At 42.4% G+C, this 26,013-nt stretch carries 26 protein-coding genes, 1 tRNA gene and 1 riboswitch; of the genes, 10 read left to right on the forward strand and 17 right to left on the reverse strand.

All coding sequences use genetic code 11. The features are described from left to right. Positions 1–22: 22 nt before the first annotated feature. Positions 23–268 (reverse strand): hypothetical protein, encoded by a 246-nt coding sequence (locus LKO28_RS02365; protein ID WP_227693009.1) that lies wholly within the window; start codon positions 266–268, stop codon positions 23–25. A 104-nt stretch (positions 269–372) separates the two neighbouring features. Here LKO28_RS02365 and LKO28_RS02370 point away from each other — a divergent pair, with 104 nt between their 5' ends. Next, complete coding sequence (locus tag LKO28_RS02370) at positions 373–858, forward strand: hypothetical protein (protein ID WP_227693012.1); 486 nt, start codon at positions 373–375, stop codon at positions 856–858. 78 nt (positions 859–936) lie between these two features. Further along, complete coding sequence (locus LKO28_RS02375; RefSeq protein ID WP_227693018.1) at positions 937–1,317, forward strand: hypothetical protein; 381 nt, start codon at positions 937–939, stop codon at positions 1,315–1,317. Positions 1,318–1,611: 294 nt separating this feature from the next. Here LKO28_RS02375 and LKO28_RS02380 read toward each other — a convergent pair. Next, positions 1,612–1,699 (reverse strand) — tRNA-Ser (locus LKO28_RS02380). 172 nt (positions 1,700–1,871) lie between these two features. Here LKO28_RS02380 and LKO28_RS02385 point away from each other — a divergent pair. Next, on the forward strand, positions 1,872–2,345 hold the full coding sequence (locus LKO28_RS02385) for a DinB family protein (RefSeq protein WP_227693020.1): 474 nt from the start codon (positions 1,872–1,874) through the stop codon (positions 2,343–2,345). A gap of 78 nt (positions 2,346–2,423) precedes the next feature. Here the strand turns inward: LKO28_RS02385 and LKO28_RS02390 are convergent, their stop codons facing one another. After that, positions 2,424–3,368, reverse strand: a complete 945-nt coding sequence (locus LKO28_RS02390; RefSeq protein ID WP_227693022.1) for a helix-turn-helix transcriptional regulator — start codon at positions 3,366–3,368, stop codon at positions 2,424–2,426. A gap of 93 nt (positions 3,369–3,461) precedes the next feature. Between LKO28_RS02390 and LKO28_RS02395 the strand changes: the two genes are divergently transcribed. Further along, positions 3,462–4,622, forward strand: a complete 1,161-nt coding sequence (locus LKO28_RS02395; RefSeq protein WP_227693024.1) for an MFS transporter — start codon at positions 3,462–3,464, stop codon at positions 4,620–4,622. Here LKO28_RS02395 and LKO28_RS02400 read toward each other — a convergent pair. The 3 genes from LKO28_RS02400 to LKO28_RS02410 are packed head-to-tail and all read right to left on the reverse strand — an operon-like array spanning position 4,619 to position 7,683. After that, positions 4,619–5,704, reverse strand: a complete 1,086-nt coding sequence (locus LKO28_RS02400) for a DUF3810 domain-containing protein (protein ID WP_227693025.1) — start codon at positions 5,702–5,704, stop codon at positions 4,619–4,621. The two genes, LKO28_RS02395 and LKO28_RS02400, sit on opposite strands and share 4 nt — an antisense overlap. Beyond that, complete coding sequence (locus LKO28_RS02405) at positions 5,688–6,743, reverse strand: nucleoid-associated protein (protein WP_227693027.1); 1,056 nt, start codon at positions 6,741–6,743, stop codon at positions 5,688–5,690. Before LKO28_RS02405 ends, LKO28_RS02400 begins: the two co-directional genes overlap by 17 nt. Before the next feature lie 34 nt (positions 6,744–6,777). Next, positions 6,778–7,683 (reverse strand): histone deacetylase, encoded by a 906-nt coding sequence (locus tag LKO28_RS02410; protein WP_227693029.1) that lies wholly within the window; start codon positions 7,681–7,683, stop codon positions 6,778–6,780. 83 nt (positions 7,684–7,766) lie between these two features. On the opposite strand from LKO28_RS02410, the gene LKO28_RS02415 reads away from it, so the two are divergent. Further along, a complete protein-coding gene (locus LKO28_RS02415; RefSeq protein WP_227693031.1) occupies positions 7,767–8,426 on the forward strand; it encodes a YceH family protein in 660 nt (219 codons plus the stop codon). 174 nt (positions 8,427–8,600) lie between these two features. Here LKO28_RS02415 and LKO28_RS02420 read toward each other — a convergent pair whose 3' ends face one another. Then, positions 8,601–10,082, reverse strand: a complete 1,482-nt coding sequence (locus LKO28_RS02420; RefSeq protein WP_227693033.1) for an alanine/glycine:cation symporter family protein — start codon at positions 10,080–10,082, stop codon at positions 8,601–8,603. Between the two features lie 248 nt (positions 10,083–10,330). On the opposite strand from LKO28_RS02420, the gene LKO28_RS02425 reads away from it, so the two are divergent. After that, a complete protein-coding gene (locus LKO28_RS02425) occupies positions 10,331–11,206 on the forward strand; it encodes a cation diffusion facilitator family transporter (RefSeq protein WP_227693035.1) in 876 nt (291 codons plus the stop codon). On the opposite strand, the gene LKO28_RS02430 is transcribed toward LKO28_RS02425, so the two are convergent. From LKO28_RS02430 to LKO28_RS02455, 6 genes are read right to left on the reverse strand one after another with little or no spacing between them, the layout of a single operon-like run. After that, entirely contained in the window at positions 11,203–11,994 is a 792-nt protein-coding gene (locus tag LKO28_RS02430) for an SDR family oxidoreductase (protein WP_227693037.1), read from the reverse strand. The two genes, LKO28_RS02425 and LKO28_RS02430, sit on opposite strands and share 4 nt — an antisense overlap. A 10-nt stretch (positions 11,995–12,004) precedes the next feature. Next, positions 12,005–12,835 (reverse strand): amidohydrolase family protein, encoded by an 831-nt coding sequence (locus tag LKO28_RS02435; protein WP_227693039.1) that lies wholly within the window; start codon positions 12,833–12,835, stop codon positions 12,005–12,007. After that, on the reverse strand, positions 12,825–13,679 hold the full coding sequence (locus LKO28_RS02440) for a fumarylacetoacetate hydrolase family protein (RefSeq protein WP_227693041.1): 855 nt from the start codon (positions 13,677–13,679) through the stop codon (positions 12,825–12,827). The genes LKO28_RS02435 and LKO28_RS02440 overlap by 11 nt, the downstream gene beginning before the upstream one ends. A gap of 56 nt (positions 13,680–13,735) precedes the next feature. Beyond that, positions 13,736–14,500 (reverse strand): SDR family NAD(P)-dependent oxidoreductase, encoded by a 765-nt coding sequence (locus tag LKO28_RS02445; RefSeq protein ID WP_227693042.1) that lies wholly within the window; start codon positions 14,498–14,500, stop codon positions 13,736–13,738. Positions 14,501–14,529: 29 nt separating this feature from the next. After that, positions 14,530–16,194 (reverse strand): UxaA family hydrolase, encoded by a 1,665-nt coding sequence (locus tag LKO28_RS02450; protein ID WP_227693044.1) that lies wholly within the window; start codon positions 16,192–16,194, stop codon positions 14,530–14,532. Positions 16,195–16,196: 2 nt separating this feature from the next. After that, positions 16,197–16,526 (reverse strand): L-rhamnose mutarotase, encoded by a 330-nt coding sequence (locus tag LKO28_RS02455; RefSeq protein WP_227693046.1) that lies wholly within the window; start codon positions 16,524–16,526, stop codon positions 16,197–16,199. A 177-nt stretch (positions 16,527–16,703) separates the two neighbouring features. Between LKO28_RS02455 and LKO28_RS02460 the strand changes: the two genes are divergently transcribed. Further along, complete coding sequence (locus tag LKO28_RS02460) at positions 16,704–17,555, forward strand: AraC family transcriptional regulator (protein WP_227693048.1); 852 nt, start codon at positions 16,704–16,706, stop codon at positions 17,553–17,555. A 41-nt stretch (positions 17,556–17,596) separates the two neighbouring features. Continuing rightward, positions 17,597–17,659: riboswitch (Fluoride riboswitch) on the forward strand. 35 nt (positions 17,660–17,694) lie between these two features. Further along, entirely contained in the window at positions 17,695–18,918 is a 1,224-nt protein-coding gene (locus tag LKO28_RS02465) for a chloride channel protein (RefSeq protein WP_227693052.1), read from the forward strand. Here LKO28_RS02465 and LKO28_RS02470 read toward each other — a convergent pair. The 4 genes from LKO28_RS02470 to LKO28_RS02485 all read right to left on the reverse strand — a co-directional run bounded on the left by LKO28_RS02470 (position 18,908) and on the right by LKO28_RS02485 (position 23,684). Then, entirely contained in the window at positions 18,908–19,633 is a 726-nt protein-coding gene (locus tag LKO28_RS02470; RefSeq protein ID WP_227693054.1) for a menaquinone biosynthetic enzyme MqnA/MqnD family protein, read from the reverse strand. The genes LKO28_RS02465 and LKO28_RS02470 overlap by 11 nt on opposite strands. Before the next feature lie 79 nt (positions 19,634–19,712). Further along, positions 19,713–20,330, reverse strand: coding sequence for a histidine phosphatase family protein (locus LKO28_RS02475; protein WP_227693056.1), 618 nt, complete (start codon positions 20,328–20,330; stop codon positions 19,713–19,715). Positions 20,331–20,340: 10 nt separating this feature from the next. Further along, complete coding sequence (locus LKO28_RS02480; protein WP_227693058.1) at positions 20,341–21,534, reverse strand: radical SAM protein; 1,194 nt, start codon at positions 21,532–21,534, stop codon at positions 20,341–20,343. 314 nt (positions 21,535–21,848) lie between these two features. Next, on the reverse strand, positions 21,849–23,684 hold the full coding sequence (locus tag LKO28_RS02485; RefSeq protein WP_227693060.1) for an ABC transporter ATP-binding protein: 1,836 nt from the start codon (positions 23,682–23,684) through the stop codon (positions 21,849–21,851). 162 nt (positions 23,685–23,846) lie between these two features. On the opposite strand from LKO28_RS02485, the gene LKO28_RS02490 reads away from it, so the two are divergent. Then, positions 23,847–25,013 (forward strand): pyridoxal phosphate-dependent aminotransferase, encoded by a 1,167-nt coding sequence (locus LKO28_RS02490; RefSeq protein WP_227693062.1) that lies wholly within the window; start codon positions 23,847–23,849, stop codon positions 25,011–25,013. 8 nt (positions 25,014–25,021) lie between these two features. After that, positions 25,022–25,861: a prephenate dehydrogenase gene (locus LKO28_RS02495; RefSeq protein ID WP_227693063.1), complete on the forward strand. Its 840-nt coding sequence runs from the start codon at positions 25,022–25,024 to the stop codon at positions 25,859–25,861. The last annotated feature ends 152 nt before the right edge of the window (positions 25,862–26,013 follow it).

The following is a 26,013-nucleotide window of genomic DNA, read 5'->3' on the forward strand; positions in this document are numbered from 1 at the left end:
CTTACCCTGGGCGATGAAACGATTAATCTACTTTTGTAAATGATGCGATGAGCTCATGTGTTTTTGCCTGTATCTCTTCGGGGAGTTGTACAAATACGTCTTGGTCGAGGCTTACTAGGTCTTCTTCTTCATAAATCTCTGGCTTGAAAAAGCAATCGCGTAACGATTTTACTTTTGAATATTCCGAAGTGAAATATGCTTGAAATTGTTCTTCTACCCGCTCCACAACCTTATCGAGCTGTTCCATTGTAATGAGATTGGTTTCCATATTTTAATTTCTATTAATTGTAACACGATATGTGAATACTTCCTTTATTAGAAACTGAATCCCTATGAAATTGTTCACTGGATAGACAATATCTTATTTGTTTTATGAAAAACGACACAACTATACACGCAAAACCCTTGTGGGACCTTATCCCGATTCTTACGGAACGACTGGATATTTACCGTGCTACTATCTCCGCTTTAGATGCTGATCGAGATGTCGGTCTGATTGCTTTCTTGGAGAACGCCATGCAATTGACGCAGCAGTTCATATCCCAACTTAACGGTGTGCTGGCTAAAGAAGACCATGCTTTTTCGGAAGCAGATTGGGTCGCAGGCGATCTATATGCTCTTTGGAAGGAACGGCGACCGCTGCTCAGCGATGCCGAATCCGGTGAGCCGGTGATGCAGGTCATCGCGAAAACTGAAGAAGCACTATGCGCCGTTTTTGAATATATGCTTTCCCACACCGACAAGTGGAGAGAAGATACAATAGCGATGCTAACGAGTCAAGCCGAACTTCAACAAGATATTGCTGAAGAAATCGAACAAGCAAAAAAGAAGGCAATGACCAATGATGGCGAACGTTAATTTTTGTTAACGGCACCGGAAATGGCATCCGTATTGTAACAGTAGAGTGACAATTAATGTGTACTAATTTTAAAATATATGAAAACAGGTATTAAAATTTTGAGTTTGTTATTTATCAGTTTGATCGCTTTTAGTTCTTGTAGCAAAGACGATGATCCTGCTGACAATGATTTGTTTCTAGGAAAATACGAAGGTTCTGTTGGTTATAATGGTCCGGACGATGGGGACGATGTATCGGAATCTAACGGATCGGTTACCGTCACAAAAGTTGGCAACAACTACACCTTCAATTTTTCTGACGGTATACCCACATTAGGGGATATTGTAATGGAAAAAGGCGATAATAGCACGCTGGTTTTTGACGATGGAGAGATCGGAACCATTCGCATCACCGAGTCAAGTCTTAATATTGCGTATGCGCGTGATGGACGGGTATGGTCGGCGAACTGTTCTAGATAGAACGTTCGTCAAAAAAAGAAGCCAATCGTTGATTGGCTTCTTTTTTTTAAACCCGAGGGTTCTCATCCCTCCAACTAAATTTTTCGAAAAGCTCTATAATATAACGAAAAAAGCTTTAATCTTACGACTAAAGCTTTTGCGGAAAGGGAGGGATTGGTTCAGCCCCGCTTGCCCCCTGCACTACCCTGAACCTTCTTCGAATCGAACCCGAGGGTTCTCATCCCTCCAACTAAATTTTTCGAAAAGCTCTATAATATAACGAAAAAAGCTTTAATCTTACGACTAAAGCTTTTGCGGAAAGGGAGGGATTCGAACCCTCGATACAGTCATCCCGTATACAGACTTTCCAGGTCTGCTCATTCGACCACTCTGACACCTTTCCAAAGGCGAAGCAAATATACAATATTTATGATGTAAAACTAATTTTTCGTCTTTTTAAATCAACCGAAAATATACAGGTACTGCTGACATAGGGTTGTCAAAGCGCCGCTTAATTTTGCTGTTATAACGGTGTTAATAAACGATTATTTATTGATTTTAAATTATTTAACAGTATGGAAACAACAGCAATTTTAACAAAAGACGAGTTTTTAAAACACTGGTTAGGGCATCGAGATTTAACCCGCCGTACCCTAGAAAAATTTCCGGAAAAAGACCTTTTTGAGTTCTCGATTGGGGGTATGCGTCCGTTTTCGGAACTGGTGATGGAATTATTATCTATTGCTGAACCTGGATTACGCGGGATCGTAGAAAGAGACGAGCAGCCTTACAACCACAAATTGGCTTTACACACCAAGGAAGATCTTCTAAAGAAATGGGACAGCGATACGCCTAAAATCATCGAATTGTTCGGTCAAATCAAAGAAGAAGATTTCCACCAGACCCACAATTTGTTCGGTGAGTACAAATTCCCTATCTACAGTAATTTGTTATATTTTATTGATAATGAAATTCACCATCGGGCACAGGGTTTCGTATACCTTCGCGCATTGGGCATTGAGCCCCCCTTCTTTTGGGAGAGACCTTAAGAGCGAGCGTCAAATATCCTCGTTTAGAGAAAGCCTCCGCGTTATTGTAATAGCGTGGAGGCTTTTGAAAATCTGTAATCAAACTTTAATATTAGACAGTAATGTTTTGACTTGCTCTCTAAGTTCTTCCGGCTCTAAAATCTCCGCTTGATCGGCGTACATAAGGTACCAGCGCGCAAATTCATGCTCCCTATTTTTGCAGGCGAAAGTCATCGTAACTCCGTCATCGGTAATTTCCTCCGACTGAAATCCGTAATAGGGCCGTTCCCATTCCATATAACGTGCGTAGGCTAAAGGCACTTTAATCCGGATGGTCGTTACCTGCGTAGGCTCTTCCTTTTTCAGATAATGCGAAAGTGGTTCATGCTCTCTGGTAAAGGGAATAGGCGATAAATCAATTTCCTGGATACGGTCGACACGGAATTGTCGATAGTCTTTTCGGAGATGGCAATACGCTATAAAATACCAATAGGCTCCCTGATGAAACACGCCTACGGGTTCGATTTCCCGTTGCGTTGCTTTTGTAGACAAACTATTCTGATAACCCATAGTCACCGCCCTGCGCTGCGCGATGCTCTCAAATAATGTGGACAGGGCTGCGGGCACATTTGCATTGAATCGGTGCGCCAGTGACCCCATCAACATGTTTTTTTCCAAAACGTTAATATCGTTCTTATCGCTGTACTGCAGATAGGACTTAATTTTGTTAAGTGCGGAGGTAAAATGCCGGTATAGATCAGGGTCAACAAATTTCTGCATCAACTTTTCGGCCGCAGCAAGGGTTAATATTTCTTCCCTCGAAAATTTAGTTGGAGGCAAACGATATCCTTCCACCAGGCCATATCCCGTACCGGCTTCGCCATAAATAGGAATACCTGCTTGCTCCAAAGCCTTTATATCTCGATAAATTGTCCGTTGGCTAACCTCAAATTGCGCGGCAAGATCCTGCGCTTTTACAACGGGCTTGGCTTGCAACTGAAAGTAGATGGTGAGGATTCTGTTAAATCGCTTAGTGACGTCCATTTGGTAAAATTAAACATTCTTCGAAAAAAAAGAATTATTCGTTGGATTCGTAAAGAAAGTCTACCTTTGCGCTCTCTCTATCAGTACAGGCAAATGAACAAAGCACTTATTGCGTTAGCTTGTGGCGGATTAGCTATCGGGATGACTGAATTTACTATGATGGGCATCCTTCCCGACATCGCCAAAGATTTACATATTGACATTCCAGAAGCCAGTAATTTAATTGCTCTTTATGCATTGGGTGTAGTGGTCGGCGCTCCTACCCTAGTCGCTCTGAGCGGAAAGTATGCTCCACGAAATATTTTGCTGTTTTTAATGCTTTTATTTTTCGTATTTAATGGCATTTTTGCGATCGCTCCTAATAAGATGTTGTTACTTACTTCTCGTTTTATTTCTGGGTTTCCCCACGGTGCTTTCTTCGGCGTCGGTTCAGTGGTTGCTGCACGGCTGGCAAAGCCTGGCAAAGAAGCGCAGGCCATATCCATTATGTTTACCGGGCTGACCGTAGCCAACTTAGCGGGTGTACCGTTAGGAACCTATATCGGTCATCATTATTCTTGGCGGATAACATACGGTGTCATCAGTTTATTGGGCTTGATCACCTTTTTCGCCCTTTACATTTGGATGCCAAAAATGGAAGCAAGCAAAACCAACAATGTTTTGAAGCAGATCCGTTATTTTACCCGTTGGGATGCTTGGCTGATGGTTGCTGTTATCGCAATTGGCACGGGGGGATTGTTTGCTTGGATATCGTATATAGCGCCGCTGGTTACGGAGGTTTCCAATCTTCCGGAAAACCGGGTGCCGCTCATTATGATACTCGTGGGCTTAGGTATGTTTTTCGGGAATTTCATCGGTGGAAAATTAGCGGATAGTATAACGCCATCTAAAGCGGTTATTACCGGCTTTGTGGCTATGGCGATCTGTTTACTCTTGGTATTCTTTATTGCACACATTACCTACCTGGCTTATCCGATGGCCTTCATTACCGGTTTGATTTCTTTCTCCATCGGCTCCCCCCTTCAAATGATGTTGATCAACAACGCAAAAGGTGCTGAAACCTTTGCCGCAGCCGCCGGACAGGCAAGTTTTAATATCGGAAACACCTTGGGGGCTTATATCGGTGCCATTCCGATTTCATTGGGATATGCTTATAATTATCCGTCGCTCGTGGGGGTATCTATGGCCAGTATGGGGGCGCTTCTTGCGTATATTTTTTGGCGAAAGGTTGTCCGGTCAAAAATGAACATTTAAAGACTCTTTTTTTGTTCCCAAGCGATGACTAGACGGCTCATGAGCGAGTAACGTGCCATCCCTTCTGGCTGATTGTTATGGCGTAAATAGGATCCATAAATTAAATTAGTCAGTGTATTGAAAGTGCCTTGGTAGGGTCTCCAAAATGCCCGTTCTTTTTCGTAATCGGCAAGAACATCTTGGGAAAGCTTAGATAAATAACGTTCATAAAGCGCTTTATCCTGAAAATAGATGGGACGAAGTAGATATTGAACAGTCTCATAGTACGCTGCGTAGCGGTACCAGGTGTCGGAGTGATCTTGAAGCATCAAAAAAGCGATAAAATTGCACTCGTCTTCAAAACCGATCCCCATTTGGTGTGCTAGTTCGTGTACAACGGTAAATGGATAAGCTGCTTTGGGCACCATACCGTTTACCTGCACTTCGTGCGTAAAAGGATTGAAATAACCCGTCACCGTAAAGTGGGAAACCAAAGTGTTGGATAACGGTTCTTTGGCTTTTACCCGTGTTCGCGAGAGCATCGGCAAGCGGTTTTCACTTCCACGCATCAACTTTTCCAGCTCGCGGCGTGCACGAGCTCTATCTAGCTGTGTGGTGTCTAGGCGTGCACGAAGGTGATTGGCCTCCGTGATGTAGCGATCCAATATCCGAAGGTGTTCTTCCGAAGTAATGGTGTCGATCTGTAGGTTCAATTGCTGTTGTAGTGGTACACGATAGTATTGTAAGCCCCAGCTGACGTAGAAATAAATATAAGCACCAAGGGCAACCAAAGTTAATCGAATCAAGTGTTGCTGCGCGGTCGACCACTTTCGTTTAATGAATGCACGTATTGTTGAAATTGCGATTCCCAATAAGCTCCCGAGCAGCAATACATAAAGCAGATCTCCCATGCTAAAGGGCAACCAGCCGAAGAGCATTTTTGGAAACTGGGCGAAAAGCGGATAAAATTGGCGGCTATAATACTGCTCTATAAAATGCGGTGATTGCTTTATAAACGATAAGAGCACAATCACGGTAAGACATAGTGCCACCGCGATCAGACCATTTTTTTTGCTATGGGATGTTTTAACTTTCGGTGTCAAAATATAGTTTATAATAATTTAAACCACGTTCTTCGTCAAAGCCGGATTCAATATAGTCCCGCTTACCGTGTACGTAAATATGAAAATTTTTATCCAATTTGATAACCGACTTATAGGATGCAGCCATTTTCTTCACGGCGGGTGAGGCGATTTCAAAATTAGACTGGAACGGCGTATCGAATTCTTCTGCAAAATTTTGTTGGTATTCTTTAAACAGTGAAGCGGCCTGTGGGTTTCCGATAACTTCTTCTTCGAACTCTCCTTGATCGAACGTTTCTTTCGTCTTGAAATAATTCATCGAACGGTTTAGTAAGTCGATTTTATCGGCGCTTTCTAACTCAAAGTTTTCGTCTAATTTGTCGTTCACAAAATTCTTATAGACTTTCAGGAGATTGCCTGTCTGCTGGAAGTTATCGTTGCGGGCTTTGATTTTTAAGAAATCATCTTTCCAATATACAGCTTCTGATTGGTTGGTCTGGTCCACGACCAACACCTTATACCCCTCTTCACGCTCCGTGTTCACAATGACCACGCCTTTATCAAGTTTATTAATATTAATGGCTTCTTGTTCATAATCCAGATCAAATCCACCTGCGTTTGGGTAGACTTTCAGGTACGCTTCTTTAGTCTCTGATTTAAATACGCCTATCGCCTGATGCTCCTCCCCTTCAAGCTGCACATTATTGAGCGCGACAACATACACCTCGCCGGCTTTTATTTTCGGATGTTCAGAGACTTCGTATAGGTGCTTTGCCAATTGCTGAGACATATCGTGGAAGGCGATTTTGCCATCAAAATATTGGCTCGCGAAATAATATACTTCGTTTAACTGCAAATCCTCATTTGGATGATAAAAACGATATACTTCTTTCGCTTTACTAAAAGGGTTCATGAAATACTGCATTAACAAATCCGGTAAAACCTCATCTTGCGTCATATCGATGGGTTCATCGGATAATACGTAAAACTCATCCTGGGCTTTATTTCCTACACGATGTATAGAAAGTTGTTCAAAAGTCGCGTCTTGGTGAAAGAACATATGTTATTATTAAAGTTACTTTTTTCGTTTATTATTATAGATCAAAGATATCAAGGGCTGTTTTATAGGTATTTACGTGAGCATTCACGATATCTTTGATGTGTTCGGAATATCCCCCACCCATACTTACTTGTACGGGCACTACATTTTCTCGGCATTTTTCGAACACAATTTCATCCCGGAGCCGGCATCCCGTCGCGGTCAATTTCAGCTTGCCGAGTTTGTCGGTGGCCAAAATATCAACGCCTGCTTGGTAAAAAACAAAGTCAGGATTAAAGGTATGAAATACTTCGCTTAGGTGCATTTTTAATAAGGCTAAGTATGCTTCATCGGGCATACCGTCCGGCAACGCTACGTCGAGATCGGAACGTTCCTTGATAAAGGGAAAGTTTTTCTCGCTATGCATAGAAAATGTAAAGACGTCTGGATGGTGTTCAAAAATATGGGCGGTACCATTCCCTTGATGGACGTCCAGATCTATAATCAACACCTTTTTTGCCTGTTGCGTATCCAACAGATAGGCGGCGGCTACAGCTTGATCATTGAGTAAACAGAATCCTTCGCCAAAATCACGTCCGGCGTGATGTGTCCCGCCGGCAATATTAAAGGCTACTCCATGCGTTAAAGCGAATAAACTTGCTTGAATGGTTCCGTCCAGAATGTAGCGTTCGCGATCGACCAGAGACTGCGAGAGTGGAAAACCTATTCGTCGAACCATCTTAGCGTCAAGCGAAAGGTCTATTAGCGAAGCGACGTACGCAGCGTCGTGTGCTAATACGATGTTGGGAATATCAACAAGTTGTGGCTGGAAAAAACATGCTGCCGAAACTACCCCTTCATAAAGTAGTTGTGCGGGAATAAGTTCATACTTCACCATCGGAAATCGGTGCCCGGTTCGCAGGGGGTGCACATAAGCTGGATGGTACGCTATTCTTAACACACTATTTTTGTTTTATTCAGCGCGAAGTTAACGGATATTTTTATATCTTCGACAATAACAGACCCAATCAATTGATCAGAAAAATGGAAGAAACAAGTACGCTCCCTATTTTAAATGCCGAAGAATTACGCGTTTTAGGTTCGCTTTTAGAGAAATCCAAAACGACTCCGGAATATTACCCCATGACCTTAAACGCATTGCAGACCGCTTGCAACCAAAAAACTTCTCGGAAGCCTGTGGTAGCCTATGATGAGCATACCATTATAGAAGCGTTGGATACTTTGCGAAAAAGAGGATTGGTATCGACAGCAGTTGGAGGCGGGAGCCGCGTCACGAAATATAAGCATAATCTTGCTATACAATATCCGTTAATCCCCCAGGAATTAGCTGCATTATGCTTGCTCGTTCTCCGAGGTCCGCTAACGCCAGGCGAAATTAACTCTAACGCCGGCCGCCTGTTTAATTTTGAAAGTATTGAAGAAGTGCAAGAAGTACTTAACCGCCTCCAAGAACAGCAACCTCCCTTTGTAAAACAGTTGTCTAAGCGCCCGGGGCAAAAAGAAGTCCGCTACGTACATCTGTTGGGAGAAGTAAATGAAGAAGATTATGAAAATTTCGCCAGTCAAACGGACAATAATTCACCGAGCCGCATACAAGAGCTTGAAGAACGGGTTAATGTGTTGGAGGAACAGCTCGCGGAGCTGAAAAAAGAATTTGACGGTTTGATGGAGCAATTATCCTAGCCTGTTACGTTTTATTGATTTATACCGTTTATATATTTAAGGCATAGCTTTTGCTCAATACAAGATATAACTAGCGGTAGAAACATGAAAAGAACACCAGCAACAACATTTATTATACTCGCCGTGGTAGCGTTAGTACTTATATTCGCCACGACCTGTGCCGGTATCGCATAATTATTCTTTTTCCCAAAAGTCTGCGTTTTTAATACCAAGCTCTTTTGGATCAAAAGAAGGACTTTGGATACCGGCTTTACGTTTTCTTCTGTAATCTTCCCATACTTTTAGAGCCGGTTTGCTGAGCAATAAGATGGCAATTAGGTTTACCCATGCCATTAAACCGACTCCTATATCTCCTAAATCCCAGGCAAGTCCAGCGGTTCTAACCGTACCGAAATAGGTTGCCGCTAGAAATCCGATCCGTAAGATCCAGATAACGACCGGCGCATTTCCTTTTCGGAAAATATAAGCGATATTTGTTTCCGCGTAATAATAATAGGCCATAATCGTTGTGAAAGCAAAAAAGAATACCGCAATCGCCACAAACTGGTTTCCAATAGCAGGGAAATGATGGGCTATAGCTGCTTGCGTAAAGCCATCGGGTTCGACTCCGGGCAGGTATTCCGTTAAAAATGTTAAAGGTTTACCGGTAGCATCAAAGGTTTCGCCGGTATTGTACATACCAGTAAACAAAATCATCAAAGCGGTGGCGGTACAGACAAATAAGGTGTCGACATATACGGAAAATGCTTGGACTAAGCCCTGCTGTGCCGGGTGTTTTACCTCTGCCGCAGCGGCCACGTGAGGGGCTGTTCCCTGCCCCGCTTCATTGGAATAAATACCACGTTTGATACCCCAAGCAATCGCCATACCGACAACGCCGCCAAATGTGGCATCCATGCTAAAAGCGGATGTAATAATAAGTTCTAGTACCGCTGGAATCTGGAAGAAATTCAATCCAATAATAATCAAAGCCATCAAAATGTAAGCGCCAGCCATCAATGGGACAATAAATTCTGAGGCTAAACCCAGGCGTTTAACACCTCCGATAATGATAACCGTCAATAGAACAACGATCACAATGCCCACCCAACTGATAGGAAAATCCATTCCGAATACGGGAAGGCTACTCAATTGGATATCAAAAGCCGTGGCTAAGGTACTGTTGATAGCATTGCTCTGTACGCCAGGCAGCAGAAAACCGGTACTGATAATGGTAACCACCGCGAAAAGAACGGCATACCATTTTACACCTAGTCCTTTTTCAATGTAATAGGCTGGTCCTCCCCGATATTCGCCCCCCTGCTCCTGTTTATACAATTGCCCCAAGGTTGCCTCTACAAAGGCCGACGCAGATCCTAAAAAAGCGATTACCCACATCCAGAAGACGGCGCCCGGACCGCCCATAAATATTGCTGTGGCCACCCCCACGATATTGCCGGTTCCTACCCGTCCTGAAATGGCTAAAGCAAAAGCCTGAAACGAAGAAATGCCTTTACTGGAGTTCGGTTTCAAAAATAGGAGACGCAACATTTCTTTGATGTATCCTACTTGGATAAATCGAGTGCGAAGGGAAAAATACAGTCCGGTGAACAAACAGAGATAAATCAGAAAATCACTCCAAATAAGGTTAGATATTACTTTTACAATACTTTCCATGTGTTTTTTGACACGTTCGGTTCAACAAGGTGTTTTCAATGGTTAAAGAAAAGGTTTTTTTTCTAGAAAACAGACATTTTTTCCGATCATTTATTTTTCCGGTTTATAAGAGTCCATCTAGGAGAATGATTGATCGGAGTGGCATTTCATGCTATCACTGCATCGGGCTCGATATGCTATCTAATAAATAGAGAAAGGTAGGGAGTTCCGGAAAATGCCTTATCTTTGGCGAATAACAGCGAGATACCATGTCAAACTCGGAAAAGGCAATTCGGACGATTTACTTTAGCATATTGACCAATTTTTTGTTGGCCTTGGCGAAGTGGTTAGCGGGTTTCTTCGGGAATTCGCATGCGTTGATTGCCGACGCGATAGAATCGACTACCGATATTTTTTCTTCTTTTTTAGTTTTGCTAGGTTTGCGCTACTCGAAACGCCCGGCTGACCATACCCATCCTTATGGACATGGGCGAATTGAACCTTTGATTACCTTTATTGTTGTCATTTTCCTTATTGTTTCTGCATTTATTATTGCAAAGGAAAGTATCGTTAATATACAAACGCCGCATGAGGCTCCGAAATCTTGGACGCTATATGTATTAGGTGCGATTATTCTTTGGAAAGAGATTTCTTTTCGGGTAATCATGCGAAGGAGTAAAAAACTCAACAGCAGCTCGTTAAAGGCGGATGCTTGGCACCATCGCAGTGACGCGATTACTTCTGTGGCGGCGTTTATCGGTATAGCTATAGCACTAATATTCGGCGAAGGATACGAAAGTGCAGACGACTGGGCTGCTTTATTTGCTTCCGGATTGATTATCTACAATTGTTATGGCATATTCCGACCAGCATTGGCGGAAATTATGGATGAGAATCGATATGAAGAGCTTGAAGAAGAAATTCGTCAACATGCTAAACAGGTTCCGGGAGTAGAGTTGATCGAAAAATGTTATATACGAAAAATCGGCATGCTATTCCAAATAGATCTGCATGCCGTTGTAAATCCTGATTTATCCGTCAGGGAGGGCCATGCTATAGCCCACGATCTGAAAGATTACCTCATTGCCCACCTCGATAACATCGGAAATGTTTTTGTTCACATTGAACCGTTTGAAGAAGATTAATGCTGCTTAATGAGCGATCTGTCCAAATGCACATATCCGCCATCCACATGAATAAGTTGACCGGTAGTATGGCTGGATTTATCGGATAGCAGAAAAACTGCCGTATGGGCGATTTCTTCTGGCGTAGTCATACGATTTTCAAACGGTATCCGATCGGTTATTTTCTTTAACGTTTCTTCCGGATTATCTAGTGTCTTTATCCATGAATCATATTGCGGGGTCGCACACTCTGCTACGACGATGGCATTCACCCGGATACTATACGGTAATAGTTCTACCGCCCACTCACGTGTTAGGGCATTGCGACCGCCATTGGAAGCGGCGTACCCGGAAGTATTCCCTTGGCCGGTTTCGGCTGTTTTAGAGCTGATATTAACGATACTTCCTTTATTCGCGCGTAATGCATCTACGCTGTGGTGCGTCATTAAATAATAGTGGATCAAGTTCTTGTGTAGCGATTCCACAAATTTTTCATAGTTACCGGAAAGCAGCCCTACCCCGTCGTTATGTCCCGCGTTATTTACTAAACCATCGATACGCCCCAGCGCGCTCAAGGTTTCCTGTATCGCCCTTGCACAATCTTCGGGCTTAGAAAGTTCTGCTTGGACAGCTAGTGCTTTTTCACCTAAAGCTTTAACTTCGGCCACAACACGGTTGTTATCGTCCTGTTTTCTACCTACGACTACCGGAATCGCGCCTTCTTTTGCAAGCGCTAAAACCACTGCTCGGCCAATCCCTTTTGCTCCGCCCGTAACAACGACTACTTTATCTTTTAAATTTAAATCCATTTGTATATGATTACTTCACATTGTAGAATTCTGCGGCATTCCCTCCCCAAAAAGCTTTGCGCTCTTCGTCTGAAAAGTCAACCAACGCTGCATCCGCGATTTGCATCACTTCTTCATAGCTGGCCGCAACGCGACAAACAGGCCAATCGGTTCCGAACATAATGCGATGCTTTCCAAAACACGCTACAACATGCTGTATATAAGGCTTAAAATCATCTACCGTCCAATTATTCCAATCTGCTTCGGTTACCAGTCCCGAAACCTTGCAATACACATTTGGAAACTTGGCCAGCTTTTTAATAAAAGTTGCCCATTCCGCAAATTCATGTGTTCGTATTGCGGGTTTTGCCATATGATCCAGCACAAAACGCTGCTCGGGATTTTGCGTGACACAAGCTAATGTGCTTTCGTAATGTCGGGGCCGAATTAGTAAATCGTACGTATAACCATGAGTTGTCAATGCTTTAATACCTCGAAGAAAGGCTGGCCGAACGAGAAAATCAGGATCTTCTTCGCCTTCTATAACATGCCGAAACCCTTTGATAATAGCATGTTGACTAAAATGTGTCAAATGTTTTTCAATATCATCTGACTGCAAATCCACCCACCCGACGACACCTTTGATCATCGCATATATGCTCGATAAGTCAACCAAAAACTGGGTTTCTTTATGCGATTGCGAGGCTTGCACGGCGATCGTACCGTCTATACCGTTCGACTTCAGTACGGCAGCCAAGTCCGTCGGCAAAAAGTCACGACGGATGGCGGCCATATCATCGGTTATCCATGCATCTCGCTGTGCATCGAATAGCCAAAAGTGCTGGTGTGAATCAATACGCATATGCGATAACTTCTTGACGTGATTCGCCTAAATGATCTGCTCCTAACTCGACAACGTCTCCGGCTTTAAGATAAATTGGCGGATTGAATCCCAATCCTACGCCTGCTGGTGTACCTGTTGAAATAATATCTCCTGGTAATAGCGTCATAAATTGGGAAACATAAGAAACCACCTGTTGTACGGAGAAAATTAAATTAGCGGTATTACCGTCCTGATAGGTTTTACCATTTACTTTTAACCATAAACGCACGTTATTGATATCAGGAATCTCATCTTTTGTCGTCATATATGGGCCCATCGGCGCAAAAGTATCACATCCTTTCCCTTTGTCCCAGGTACCTCCACGTTCCAATTGGAATGCGCGTTCGGAAACATCATTATGCAATACGTAACCGGCTACGTAATCTAACGCCTCTGCCTCTTCTACATAAGATGTTTTCTTGCCGATAACGATACCGAATTCCACTTCCCAATCCGTTTTAGTCGAGTTTTTAGGGATAACAATTTGATCATTCGGCCCTACAAGAGAAGTCGTTGACTTCATGAAAATAATGGGTTCGCTCGGTATAGCGGCGCCAGTTTCTTCTGCGTGATCTTTATAGTTCAAGCCGATACAAACGATTTTAGAAGGACGCGCAAACGGTGCTCCTAAACGTACGCCTGCAGGTACCTCTTGTAAGTTGCCTTTCTGTTCTTGTACAAATTCAGCTAGTTTAGCTAATCCGTTCTCTGCAAAAAACTGCTCGTTGTAATCGCCGCCTAACGCAGAAACATCGTAATTTACACCATCGATTTGTACGCCGATTTTTTCTTTTCCAAATTCTCCGAATCGTATTAACTTCATTTTTTTATATTGTGTATGTAATGTCTATTTGTTGATAAAATGTTTTGTGTGACTCATTAATTGTTTAATTTAATAAATCCTCCGTCGATAGGATAGTCGTTACCCGTGATAAACGCCGCATCGTCGGAACACAGAAACAACGCTAATTTAGCAATTTCTTCTGGTTTAGCCATTCTGCCTATGGGTTGGGATTGGGAAAGCTTCTCAAACATTTCTGTTTCTTGTCCCGGATAATTTTTAGCGATAAAGCCATCTACAAAAGGGGTGTGTACTCGTGCGGGAGAAATCGAATTCGAACGGATATTGTCCGCTATGTAATCCCGAGCAACCGACATACTCATCGCATAAATGGCCCCTTTGCTCATGGAATAGGCAAATCGATCGCTGATTCCAACGACGGACGCGATAGACGCTAGATTTAAGATCGCCCCACCTCCATTTGCTTTCATGGCCGGCACCGCTGCATAAAGTGCGTTGTAGGCTCCTTTTACGTTGACACTGAATACGCGATCGAAGTCTTCGGGTGCGCATTTTTCTAAATTACCAACGTGTGCAATGCCAGCATTGTTCACCAAAATGTCTACTGCACCTATACTGTTCACAGCATCTAATACCTCCGCTTGTTCTGCCACGTTGCAAGTGTGCAACTTCGCTTGTCCGCCGGCTGCTATAATGCCGTCTACTACTGGTTGGGCAACCTCCGCGTTCAAATCTATAATATGTACATATGCACCCTCTTGGGCGAAAAGTTCAGCAATGGCTCTTCCTATCCCACTTCCTCCTCCTGTTATAATCGCCACTTTATTATTTAATTTCGACATGTTTATGTAATTATTAATTTTCGTAAAATCTATAACGATACACCCCTTCGCCAAGGAATGAAGTCATCTTGCCCCAGCTGTACAGCTTTTGGCTGCTGCTCACCGCTGGCAACCTGAATAACATATTCTAAAATACGGTGTGCGGTTTCGGCTATTGTTTCTTCGCCATCTATCACCGTTCCGCAATTGAGGTCAATGATATCGGGCATTTTTTCAAATGTTCGTGTGTTGGTGGATAACTTTACGACGGGAGCAATCGGATTTCCAGTCGGTGTACCCAACCCCGTGGTAAAAAGTACAATATTCGCTCCGGCAGCCACTTCTGCCGTCGTGCTTTCCACATCGTTTCCCGGCGTACATAAGAGATTCAGCCCCGGTTTAGTGACTACTCCCGGATAATCGACGACCGCCGTTACGGGAGAGTTTCCGCCTTTTTTGGCCGCTCCCGCAGATTTTATAGCGTCCGTAATCAGTCCGTCCCGAATATTTCCGGGCGAGGGATTCATATAAAAGCCTGAACCGTCTGCTTCCGCTTTCGCATTGTAGGTCTTCATCAGATGCATAAATTTTTCAGCAGTGGCTTCATCAATACAGCGATCACTCATTTCTTGCTCGACGCCACAGAGTTCGGGAAATTCGGCCAATATAACCGAACCGCCCATCGTTACGAGCATATCAGAAACGTAACCTAAGGCTGGGTTAGCAGAAATACCTGAAAATCCATCGGAACCACCGCACTCTAAACCGATACATAATTTATCTAAGGGTGCCGGTTGACGGGTCTGCTGATTGGCTTGTGTGAGTCCGGCAAACGTTGCTTTTATAGCTTTTTGCATCAGTTCTTGTTCCGTGCCTTCGGATTGCTGCTCAAAAACAAATAGCGGTTTATCAAATGCTGCATCGCGTTTTTTTATTTCCTCCTGCAGGATAGTGGCCTGCGCATGTTGACAACCTAGGCTTAAAACGGTAGCACCCGCTACATTGGGATGGGTAATATAGCCGGCTAATAGTCCACAAAGCGCGTCGGAATCCATGCGTGTTCCACCACAGCCCATTTCATGATTCAAAAATTTAACGCCGTCGACATTCGGAAATAAACGAATTCTTTCGCGATTGTCCTTTGTCGACGAAAGATCTAGAGACAACAATTCATCGACGGATGCACCTGCCTGATAACGTGCAATTAATTCATCTACCTCGTTGGAATAATCTTTTGATGCTACTTGGTAACCTAACTTCTCTTCTAGCGCTTCTTTTAATGTCAGGACATTCCGGTTCTCACAAAATACCAAAGGGATAACCAACCAGTAATTGGCAGTTCCTACGCTTCCATTACTGCGGTGGAATCCGTTAAACATACGATCTCGAAATCCTGAAACATCCGGCTTTTCCCAGCCTAATTTGCGGGCACCTAGTTTAAAGTTATCCGAAGCGTGTCGCAAATTTTCGGTGCTGATAAGAATACCCTCTGTTACAGCATAGTTCATTTTGCCGACCAGCACCCCATACATCATCACATCCGCATCCTTGTCTAAAGGATAAATGGTAAATTTATGTTTCGCACGGACGCCTTCTCGTAACAGAAAAGTCTGTCCGTTAACCGTTACTTCAAATCCTTGGGGTAAATCCCGCAACGCCACCAATACATTATCTTTTGGGTGTATCTGTAAATAGGACAAACGTTCTTTTTCCATTCTTATAATTCAAAAATTTTATTCATCAATACCCATTTTTCCCCTGGTTTTGCCCCCGGCACCGACCGCTGATATTTCCACATCAATTTTTCCCATTCTTGTACTTTTGGGTTGCGAAGATCCATTTCGTTTTTTTGTTCTAAGCTAAATAAATCCGATACATCCATCGTCATAAATAGCCGATTACCAAACCGATATATAGTCATATCTACGATACCTGCTTCTATCAATGATGCGTGGATTTCTGGCCATACTGACTGATGATAGGTGTCGTATTCTGCGATTAAATTCGGGTCATCTACCAAATCGAGTGCAAATGCATATCTCTTCATTTTTCTCTCTTTACGCGCTATGGGCCCCTAGCTATGGAAATTAAGGCCTCATGGAAAAGTAAAACTAAGTTAATTTAACACAAGATTATTGAACTATTTTACCGTTTTACTAAGCGATATTAACATGGTTGTGTATATTTACACCCTCTGCACGAATAAATAAATTACACCGCTTGTATGCAAAGGTTAAATCATACTTCCTCTACCCGCAGTAATATAGCTGTTCGTCGGGATAACGCTCCACAAAACCATAATGTGTGGCATTATCATGAAGAATTGGAATTCATCTATATTAGGGGAGGAAAAGGCACATTTTTTGTCGGCGATTGTATACAGCAATTTTCAGAAAACTTCACGGTATTAATAGGGTCAAACACACCACATTACTGGCTATTTGATGAAGAATACCTCAAAGCGAATGGGTTTCCGGCAGATATTCAAGTGGTTCATTTCAAGCCGGATTTTATGGGTGCCGATTTTTTGGAGATATCGGAATCTACATCGATCAAGCAGGTATATCGACTCGCTAAGCAGGCGATAGTGTTTGCGCCTAATGACAGCACTTTGCTACAGTTCTTTGAAAATCTGCCCAATCAAGCTCCAATTATGCGCCTGGCGGCGCTGCTCCAAATATTGGATTATACGGCAACATTGACCGATCCCATCACCTTGGTTAGTCCAAGTTATACGAATCCACAGCAACAGGGGGATTATCTTCGTATGAACAAAATTCTAAACTTCATCCGTTTACAGTATAAGTCCAGAATCCAGTTGGATGAAATCGCCCATATAGCGGGGATGACCCCAAATTCTTTCTGTCGTTATTTTAAACAACGAACAGGAAAAACATTGATTGAATTTGTAAATGAACTCCGGATAGGACAAGCGTGTAAACTGTTAACGGAAGGAAGTGCGCCTATTAAAGAGATATGTTTCGAATGTGGCTTCCATAATTATGTTAGTTTCCACAAAATATTCAAGTCCCTCACCACCCACACACCCACCGCTTATCGTGCAGCAATGTCTTAGTATAAGATGGTTGTGAATTTCTTGGGAAATAGTTATTTTTGCTGTACAGTGGCAATGATGTCTGCCCTAAACCGCCCTCAAAAGCTGATGACGTCTACTTTATTTAATCATCTTCAAATAAGATAATTACGTATAGAGCATGAAAAAATCAGCTTTCTCGCTAGTACCTATTTTTTTCACATGGTTATTGTTGGTCTTCCCGCTCGCTGGTCTAGTTGGTTCGATCTCGGCTGCATTTCTATACGCGCTCAATGAAGTTACTCACTTCCGCGAGACGCATCTTTGGATCATATATCTATTACCTTTAGCGGGTGTAGGTATTGTTTGGTGGTACCAGTGGTACGGTGGAAATGCGCAAAAAGGAAACAATCTATTATTGGAAGAATATTATTATCCGACATCGGCTGGGGTTCCATGGAGAATGGCACCGATGATTGTCTTGACTACGCTGATCACCCATCTCTTTGGTGGTTCGGCCGGCCGCGAGGGAACAGCAGTGCAGTACGGTGGTACCGTAGCTGCTCAGTTCACTAGGTTTGTTCATGTAGGAAAACAAGAAAAACGCATTCTTCTATTATGCGGGATAGCAGCGGGTTTTGCCTCGCTTTTTGGAACGCCGTGGGCAGGAGCGATTTTCGCAGTCGAGGTGGTAAAGCTAGGCAAAAAACGCTGGTTCGGCATCAGTGCAATATGTGCTACTGCGTTAATCTCAAATTGGGTATGCGACCTATATGGTGATTTACATACGCATTATCCTCCCCTTGTTGAAGTCACTACATGGTCTTTTTCTACAATGGCTTATCTGATTCTTGCGGGGATCTTATTTGGATTGGCCGCCATCCTGTTTCGTGTTACCATGGACATATGCAACATAGGATTCCAGAAAATAAAACATCCCCTACTCCGACCTTTTGTTGGTGGGATATTGATTGTATTAGCCGTTTACCTATTGCAGACAACCAAGCACATAGGCCTAGGTATACCCACTATTGTGGAGGCATTTAAATACCCTTTGCCGCCAAGCGATTTCCTCATCAAGATCGTATTAACCGCATTGACATTGTGTGCCGGTTTTAAGGGCGGAGAGGTTACCCCGCTTTTTTTCATCGGTGCTACGCTAGGCAATGCCTTGGCACCTTTTATTCCGCTTCCGTTAACACTTTTAGCAGCGACGGGTTTTGTTTCCGTATTTGCGGGCTGTACTAAAACGCCACTTGCGTGTACCGTAATGGCGATGGAGTTATTCGGTTGGCACTACGGTCTATTTTTCCTGACAACCTGCTTAATTAGCTTTGTAATATCTGGTCCTCGAGGTATTTATGCCGCTCAGCGAAACAAAACTTTAAAGCTTTTTAAAGGTTGAGTCCCTTATACAGATCCAAATATTTGTCTATCGCTTTTCGTCGATCGGCAGTCAGATTAAAATCAAGGTTTTCCGTGAGATAGGTGTGATAGTCGAAATTTTCGTACACAGGCAAACCGGATATAACATCTTCTAAATGAGCTACCCCTTCAGCTAAAGCATTATTAAATGATTCTTTGAAATCCTCTGGTAATTCTTTGTTTGCCACCCAGACAGCAAATGCAAAAGGTAAACCTGTCATTTCTTTCCAATAACACCCCAAATCATAGGCGAATGGAACGTGGTTCTTTTTACCAAACGTGCGATCCCCTATCAGCACATAGGCATCTGCTTCGCCCTCTGTTAGAACCTCTACATCTCTTTTCCAATAGTGTTTTAAAAGAATTTGGGCTAATCCGTTAGATGTTCTGGACTGCTTGTCTAACAAAAGCGTTTCAATTTCATCAATAGGTTTTTCTGAAAAGATAAAAACCGAATCTACTGCACCATCACTACCAATACAATAATCGCCGATAATATGGTATTCGGGAAGCTTAGCTAAGGCCGCAATAGGTATAATCCCCATATCTACTTCGTCGTCAATTACCTTTCTAGCACATTCACTTGGGTAATCTACGGATAGGTCTATCCTATTTATCACATCTGCATTTTTTATACCGTTAAGAAATGGGAGTGTATTGGTATAAGAAACAGCAGATATTGCTATTTTTTTCATGTAAATATTTTTCTTTTTTAAGATTTAATGAGAACCGCGTCTCCGTAATGATAGCTACATTATGTATAACCGGGTTTCTTTATAAATTTTCTAGATGTTTGACGTTATAATGGTCTACGATATGAAACTCGTTACCATTATGTTCCAATACATAAAGTGCGGTATTGGTATGTGGGAAATCGTCCATAAGGCATACCGACACACCGGTCAAATGACAGAGAAGGATACGCATAGCTCTACCATGCATACAAACCAATATCGTTTCTTCTTGTTCCTGCTGTAACATGTAGGATATGGCCTGTTGCTGACGAGCAACAAGCTGATTGGGAGATTCCCCTTGCTCAATACCAAGATCTAGATTCCCTTCCCGCCAGGAGTGAACAACTTTATCAAAGCCCGTCATGATGGTTTCGTCCTGTTCTTTTCCCTCGTAAATTCCCCACGAAATCTCGTCTAAACCGCTCAGTTCTTCACTGGGTATGCCCAATTCTATAAATGGACGAACGGTTTGTTTAGTTCGTAACAAGGTGGAGGTGTATATTTTATCAAAACGTACTTGATGAAAAGCTTCAAAAAAAGCCTGTGCTTGTTTATGGCCCGTTTCATTCAGCGGAGAGTTCACTCCTCTGCCCTGTACAATACCTCTTAAATTTAAATCTGTCTGTCCGTGTCGGATAAAATAAAATGTCTTTCTCAATGTCTAAAGATTATTCTACTACAGGTAATGAATAATAATTTGGTTTCTCCCCCTCATCAAAAGTGATATCTTTATAATCGGTCACCACGTTGTAGAGTGTATCACGCTCGATAGGATGCCTATCCACCTGCTTGACCAATTCCACCAACTCGCGTGTACTCATCGCCGGATTTTGTTCTTCTGCTCCAGCCATAGAATATATTTTGGTTGTATCATCTAGTGTGCCATCAATATCGTCTACACCGAAAGCTAATGAAAGCTGTGCGGTATCTCGTGAAATCATCGCCCAATATGCTTTGATGTGATCAAAATTATCCATATATATTCGTGCAATGGCATAATTTCGCAGATCTTCTACAACAGATACTTCAGGAACGTGTGACATTTGGTGACCTTGGTTACGAAACTTCAAAGGTATAAAGGCTTGAAATCCGGAAGTTTTATCTTGTAATTGACGCAAGCGTTCCATATGGTCTACGCGATGCCAAAATTCTTCGATATGTCCATATAACATGGTCGCATTACTGCGCATTCCTAAACGATGTGCCTGTTCGTGAATATCTAACCATTGCTCCGCGGTACACTTATCACCGGCAATTTTCTCCCTAATCTCAGGATGGAAAATTTCTGCTCCTCCTCCTGGCATAGAGTCAAGGCCACATTCTTGCAGGTATTTCAAACCGTCGTAATGATTCATTTTAGCCTTCTTGAATATGTAGTAATACTCCACTGGAGTAAGCCCTTTGATATGTAAATCAGGCCGATGTTCTTTACATTTCCGAAAAAAGTCAGCGTAAAATTTTAAGTTTTGGTTAGGAACTACTCCACCCGTAATATGCACTTCAGTTACCGGTTCATTGTCATATTTCCGGACGATCTCCACCATTCCTGCTACATCCATCTCCCATCCCTGCTCCCTCTCTTTAATCAGGCGGGAATACGCGCAGAATTTACAATCGTAAACACATACGTTGGTTGGTTCGATATGAAAATTTCTGTTGAAATAGGTAAAGTCACCGTGTTTTTTTTCGCGGATATAATTTGCCAAAACACCTAAATACCCCAATTCTCCACGCTCATAAAGCAGGACACCTTCTTCAACAGTCAACCGGATCCCATCGAGCACTTTTTGGGCAATCTCTTTTAATGCTGTATCTAAGTTTTTGTCTTGAATTAAAAAATCCAATTTTTCTGTTGCGTTCATTTCTGTCTCCTAAACAAATTTATTGTTTTATACTTTTTTTACCGCAAAAAAAGTATAAAAAAAACTCGCCACTTTAAAATTTTGACGGGGCGGAAGTGCAGCCATCAAATTTCTACATATTTCAAAATTTTATATGTGGCATTGAAAGGTTAAGGATGGGATAATACAATTGCACAATCCCCCTCTTAACATTAACAGTCGCATCCGAATGTTTTGCAACTGTACAAATTCATCCTTAGTACTATTCCAAATGTAAAACATTCGAAGCGACGAGGTTTTTGCTTCTTTTTCACGGGAAAAAAGAAGTTAAAAGATTAATCAATAAACTGCTGCATATCAATCAACCGTTTATATAACCCATCTTTATCTATCAAATCATGATGATTACCTTGCTCTACTATCTGACCATTTTCTATCACAACGATCAAATCTGCACTTTGAATTGTGCTCAACCGGTGGGCGATAACCACAGTTGTCCGGTTTTCCATCAATTTATACAAAGAGTCTTGCACGAGTTTTTCGGATTCGGTATCCAACGCTGAAGTCGCTTCATCCAATAGCATAATCGGCGGATTCCGTAATACGGCCCGAGCAATACAAATACGTTGCCGTTGGCCACCAGATAACTTCGCACCGCGGTCACCGATATTTGTATCATAGCCTTGTTCGGTTTTTAATATAAAATCGTGTGCATTCGCAATTCGTGCAGCGTGCGTGACTTCCTCCATCGTGACATTAGGTTTAGCAAATGCGATGTTGTTGAATATACTATCGTTAAATAAAACTGTCTCCTGATTCACGGTGCCAATCATATTCCGGAGCGATTCCTGTTGAAGATCACGCACATCTATACCGTCCAGCAAAATTGCTCCGTGCGTTACATCCATAAACCGTGGTATTAGGTCTATTAACGTCGATTTTCCTCCCCCAGAAGGCCCTACTAAAGCGACAGTCTTTCCTTTCGGAATGACCATGTTGATATTTTTTAATACTTGCTTCTCGCCATATGCGAAATCAACATCCCGAAAAGTAATTTCCTCCTCAAAGGTCGTAATGGCTTTTGCATCTAGCTTATCGGTTACCGAACTTTTTTCGTCAATAAGTGCTAAAACCCGTTCGCCGGCAGCTATACCGTTGTGAATATTGGAAAAGGAATCTGTAAGTGCTTTTGCCGGTCGCATAACCTGTGAGAAGATAGCAATGTATCCGATAAACTCCGAAGCTGCCAATTCCCCCTGCCCTGTCAAAACCAAGTTGCCTCCATACAGCAAAATTACTGCTACCATGACTACCCCCAGCAATTCAGAAACGGGTGAACTCATCTGTTGCCTACGCACCATTCGCCGCATAATTTTCGAGTAATAGGCACTTTCTCCGTTGAAACGGTCTTTAACAAAGGGAGTCGCATTAAACGCTTTGATAATTTTCACACCGGATAGTGCCTCATCCAGGTAGGAAATCATATTGGCATAAGATTGCTGGCCTTCACGTGCCTGTTGGCGCAATTTTTTTACGATCATGGAAATGAAAAATGCCGATACGGGAATCACCGCTAGCGAAAATAGCGTAAGCTTGGTAGATAAGCCAAACAAAACAATAATATAAGCGATCAGTTGCAAAGGTTCTTTAAAAATGACTTGTAGTGTGGAAGTCACCGAAAATTGCACTACCTGCACGTCGGATGCAATTTTAGACATTACATCTCCTTTTCGGCTGTTGGTAAAAAAGCCTAAATGCAGATCCATTACATTGTCAAAAACGGCTTTCCGCAAATTTAACAAGGTATGGATACGTAGATTTTCCATCACGCGTTGTGAAAGATACCGGAAAAGATTACTAATAAAGACGGAAGTAATGATGACTATACACACATATTTCAATGCTTCATACGGCCCCAGATCCTGATATAACCGATCTGCGTAATAGGTAAACCATCCGCCAATGTCATCCAAGGTTTCTGGTTTACTTACTGCACTTACGTTTTCTAAATTCTTATCCCCTGTGCCTTTAAATAGCACCTGTAAAAGAGGAACTAATAAAGCGAGGTTCAGTGTACCGAAAACGACCGTGATGATGGTGCAAATAATATACGGAATCGCGTATTTCCCAATAGGTCTTGCAAAAGATAACAGTCTAAGGTATGTCTTCATGTACAGTATTAAGTCTACAAAAGTAACAAACTAAAGCGTTTTATCTAATCGAAATGCAGTTACATTGCTCCATTGTTGCACTGTTTTGATATTTTCCTACCAAATACCAGATTTTATTGCATTTTATCTGTAATTTAGGCGCTAAATTTCAAAATTATTGATATGCAGATAGAAGTTGCGCAACGGTTGCAACATACCGAGGAGTATTACTTCTCTAAAAAATTACGGGAGATCGACGCGATGAACAAACGTGGGGCCCAAGTGATCAACTTAGGTATTGGCAGCCCGGATATGCCACCCCACCCTGACGTATTACAGGTTCTAAAGGACGAAGCAAGTAAAACTAGTACGCACGGTTATCAAAGTTATAGGGGTGTTGCCGTACTTCGGGAAGCGATGGCGGACTGGTATGTACGTTATTACCAGGTGCACCTAAACCCACAAACAGAGATTCTTCCATTAATTGGTTCCAAAGAGGGGATTGTACATATTTGTATGACTTATCTTCAAGAGGGCGATGAGGTTTTAATTCCAAACCCAGGCTATCCGGCATACACCAGTGCGGTCCGTATAAGTGGAGCAACTGCTATCTCCTATGAATTGCGGGCTGAAGAAAACTGGCAGCCTGATTTTGAAGCACTAGAAGAACGCGACTTAAGTAAAGTGAAAATGATGTGGGTTAATTATCCACACATGCCCACTGGTGCATCTGCTACTTTAGCGTTGTTTGAGAAACTCGTGGCGTTTGGAAAGAAACATCATATTTTGATCTGCCACGATAACCCTTACAGCTTTATATTAAATGATAAACCACTGAGTTTAATGGCTGTACCGGAAGCAAAAGAAGTGGCTATTGAGTTAAACTCATTAAGCAAATCATCTAATATGGCCGGATGGCGTATTGGTATGCTCATAGCTGATGAAAAACGAATTGATGAAATTCTACGGTTTAAAAGCAATATGGATTCAGGCATGTTTCTGCCATTGCAGTTAGCAGCAGCTACCGCACTCCGTTTAGATCCTTCCTGGTATTCCGAGTTAAATACGGTATATACCCGAAGACGAGAAAAGGTTTTTCGGATTTTAGATATATTGGGTTGTACATATGACCTTTCGCAGGTCGGCCTTTTTGTTTGGGCGAAAGTGCCGGAATCACACGCGGATGGATATGTTTTAAGCGATCGCATCTTGCAGAACGCGCATGTATTTCTTACGCCGGGCGGGATATTCGGTAGTGCCGGAAAACCGTATATCCGCATTAGTCTCTGTGCTAAAGAGGAGGTGTTTGATCAGGCCATTGAACGAATTTCCAATACGCATCAATCATAACTTATACCATGAATATAACTATTGTCGGTGTCGGATTAATCGGTGGTTCTATCGGCCTCCGACTGAAAGAGACACAGTTTTGCGATAAAATAATTGGCGTAGAAAAAAATGAAGCTAATGCCAAAAAAGCTTTACAACGAGGATTAGTAGACGAAATACTACCCTTGGAGGAAGCAATTTTGTCAAGCCGCGTTGTTATCCTCACCGTACCCGTGGACACCATTATGAACCTACTGCCTACTGTATTAGATAAGGTAACAGATCAAGTTATTATTGATATGGGGTCTACAAAAACGAATATTTTACGTAAAATCGAACAACATCCCAATCGCGGTCGCTATATCGCAGCTCACCCCATGGCGGGAACAGAGTACTCCGGACCTGAGGCAGCTATACCCAACCTATATAAAGATAAGGTGATGGTCTATGTCGAAGCTTTCCGAACAGATGAAGATGCTTTTGAAATAGCAGATGCGCTCACCGAACAATTGGAAATGAAGACGACATTCATGAATGCAGCGGAGCACGACATGCACACTGCGTATGTATCACATATCTCCCACCTCACTTCATTCGCATTGGCACTAACGGTTCTGGAAAAGGAAAAATCGCAAGGCCGTATTTTTGAGCTTGCTGGCTCGGGATTTGAATCTACCGTTCGCTTAGCGAAGTCATCGCCCGATATGTGGACTCCGATCTTCAAACAAAATCGAGATAATGTATTAGAAGTGTTGGAAGAGCATATTAAACAACTTCAAAATTTATACACGAAATTAGAAAAAGAAGACTATGAAGGTTTACATAAATTGATAAAAAAATCGAATAAGATCAAGCGGATTATCAAATAATTTCGGGGTAAACTTGCAGAACACATGACAATAATATACTTTTGTTCAGCTATATTAATAAAATGACTTACTTGTTTACGCATCACTTCCATTTCCATCATCGCCATTTAGGCGATATGTAATGTAATGTGTTTCTATGTGAAGCAAAAACC

Source organism: Sphingobacterium sp. FBM7-1, assembly GCF_020687765.1.
Classification (GTDB): Bacteria; Bacteroidota; Bacteroidia; order Sphingobacteriales; family Sphingobacteriaceae; genus Sphingobacterium.